The organism is Limnospira sp. PMC 1279.21, assembly GCF_032349615.1.
GTDB lineage: Bacteria > Cyanobacteriota > Cyanobacteriia > Cyanobacteriales > Microcoleaceae > Limnospira > Limnospira fusiformis.
The window spans coordinates 13536-15540 of the sequence record NZ_JARPLU010000123.1; the positions used below are offsets into that span (position 1 = coordinate 13536).

Below are 2005 nucleotides of genomic sequence, written 5' to 3' on the forward strand. Positions count from 1 at the left end.
TCACTCTCAAGAATTAAAGCGAGATTACTTTCTATTTGAGCAAACAGTTCCGAGATATTGATTTCAGTTAAACTGCTGAGGCTGAGAGTTCTTAAAACCTGGGAAACCGAGAAGGAAAGACTAAACTCGCGCCGTTCAGAAATACCGAATCTTACCCAGTGGTCGATCGCATTAATTTCCCCACTTTCAACAAAGGGAACTAAATCGGGGTTGAGTTGCAGGTATTCGCTCACATCAAAGATATTGCTAAACTGCCGATTTTCAGACCGACCCCTGGTGATAAAATGACTAAAGGCACTAATTTGTATACCTAGGTTAGCTGATTCTTGCAGTAACTGACTAACGTCTGGGTTAAGTTGTAGGTAGGTATTGGCATCAAATACTCGGCTAAAACGGCGATTTTCAAATTGTCCAAAACCCAAAAAGTGAGCAAACTTACTAACTAAAGTTTCCTGGGTAATAGCAGCCAAGTCTGGATTCGCTTCTGCATAAAAACTGGCGCTAAAAAAGTCGCTAAATTCTCGAGCTTCATTCAGACCAAAATCCAAGAAGTGACTGAAGGCTTCTTCACGATTGATGACTAGGGAAAGGTCCGTGTTTTTCTCTAGGTATCGAGTCACACTGAAGAAAGCACTAAATTCGCGACCTTCAAATTTCCCAAATTCGAGAAAATGCTCCCGTGCATTAAACTGAAAACCCGCTGATTCTAATTCTAATTTAAATGTGCGAGGTCAGGGTTTTGAGCTAGATATACTTCCTCATCAAACAGTTGTTCGATAATAAAGTCCCGAAGATTTACTACTTCACTCAGCGGATTGACAGGGGTGGCTGTGGTAGTAACTTCTACCGCCGGATCATCTACACTTTCTGTAGGCAATAAAAACGGAGTTTCTGCCTCTAAATCGTCGAAAATATCATCTATTTCCTCATCTTCTAGGAAGACTGTTGTCAAAAGTTCTTCGTCCATGCTAGAAAAATCCTCAATTGGAATAATTAACAATCAATGGTTTAGTTCAAATTTAACCCATCTGTGATCTGGTAAATCACTTAGAGTTATCATCTGAGGCTCACAACAGCCTATAATGCTGTAACGGCATAATCGGGGATAATCACGTCCTCAATGTACCACTAAGCAGTCAGATGGGTTGTAGTCCAACTTCTGAGCAATGGGAACAGATGGCCTCCTGTTAATATACAGATAGTTCCAGAACGACAAGTTGACATGGTGTAATATACCATTAGATCAGTTTTATGTGATCTTGAGCTGGGGTTGGTCGCCAAGGAACTTGGCTGATCAGCAATCCGAGGGTTTCCGGTTTGTACCCCTCATTATAAGGGTATTGTTTAAGATATCCATGAAGTCTTGGTCAGAAAATTATTAATCTACAAAAGTGCGATCGCTTTACCATAGCACAACTCGCACAAAACCCGAAAAAAGGATTTTATGCGTAGGCAATTAGGGGCTAATTTGAGCTTGGACACACCCTTTAATTATCAAACTAAATTGGAAGTGGGATGAATTTTAGGTTAACCCCTAAACAATCTGAATCGAGCCAAACAATTATAAACAAGATGATCGCTCCGGATCAATTGTTCCCCAAAAAATGGCAGATCATATCACCCACTGTCAAATTTGACTGGAGGAAGCGGGGGAAGTAGATAACCGATAACCCATCCCTCTCACTGTTTCAATGCGATCGCTTCCCAATTTTTTCCGCAGATACCCCACATAAACATCAACGATATTAGAGCCGGGGTCATAATCATAACCCCAAACTTGATCAAGTAACTGTTCTCGACTAAGTACCTGTTCCGGGTGACGCAGAAAAGTCTCCAATAGGAGCATGATTTAATCTCAAATTAGGTTAATATTTTAGGGCAATATGGTATAATAAGCGAGAAGGGTTGAGGATAAACCTATTGCCAGATATGTCAAACCCAAGGAAGCCGCCCAAATCCTTGGAGTCCATGAAAGAATACTCCGCAGATGGGACTCCAATGGCTT

Annotated in this window: 1 protein-coding gene and 3 pseudogenes; 1 reads left to right on the forward strand and 3 read right to left on the reverse strand. The window is 41.1% G+C overall.

Annotation, left to right across the window (positions count from 1 at the left end):
• The 3 genes and pseudogenes from P5683_RS17220 to P5683_RS17230 form a co-directional block, all read right to left on the reverse strand.
• Positions 1-620, reverse strand: a pseudogene (locus P5683_RS17220) (hypothetical protein); the annotation flags it as partial.
• Positions 621-712: 92 nt separating this feature from the next.
• Positions 713-1000, reverse strand: coding sequence for a hypothetical protein (locus tag P5683_RS17225; protein WP_006624441.1), 288 nt, complete (start codon positions 998-1000; stop codon positions 713-715).
• A 627-nt stretch (positions 1001-1627) separates the two neighbouring features.
• A pseudogene (locus P5683_RS17230) lies at positions 1628-1843 on the reverse strand (winged helix-turn-helix domain-containing protein); the annotation flags it as partial.
• 76 nt (positions 1844-1919) lie between these two features.
• Between P5683_RS17230 and P5683_RS17235 the strand changes: the two are divergent.
• Positions 1920-2005: pseudogene (locus P5683_RS17235) on the forward strand (IS607 family transposase); the annotation flags it as partial.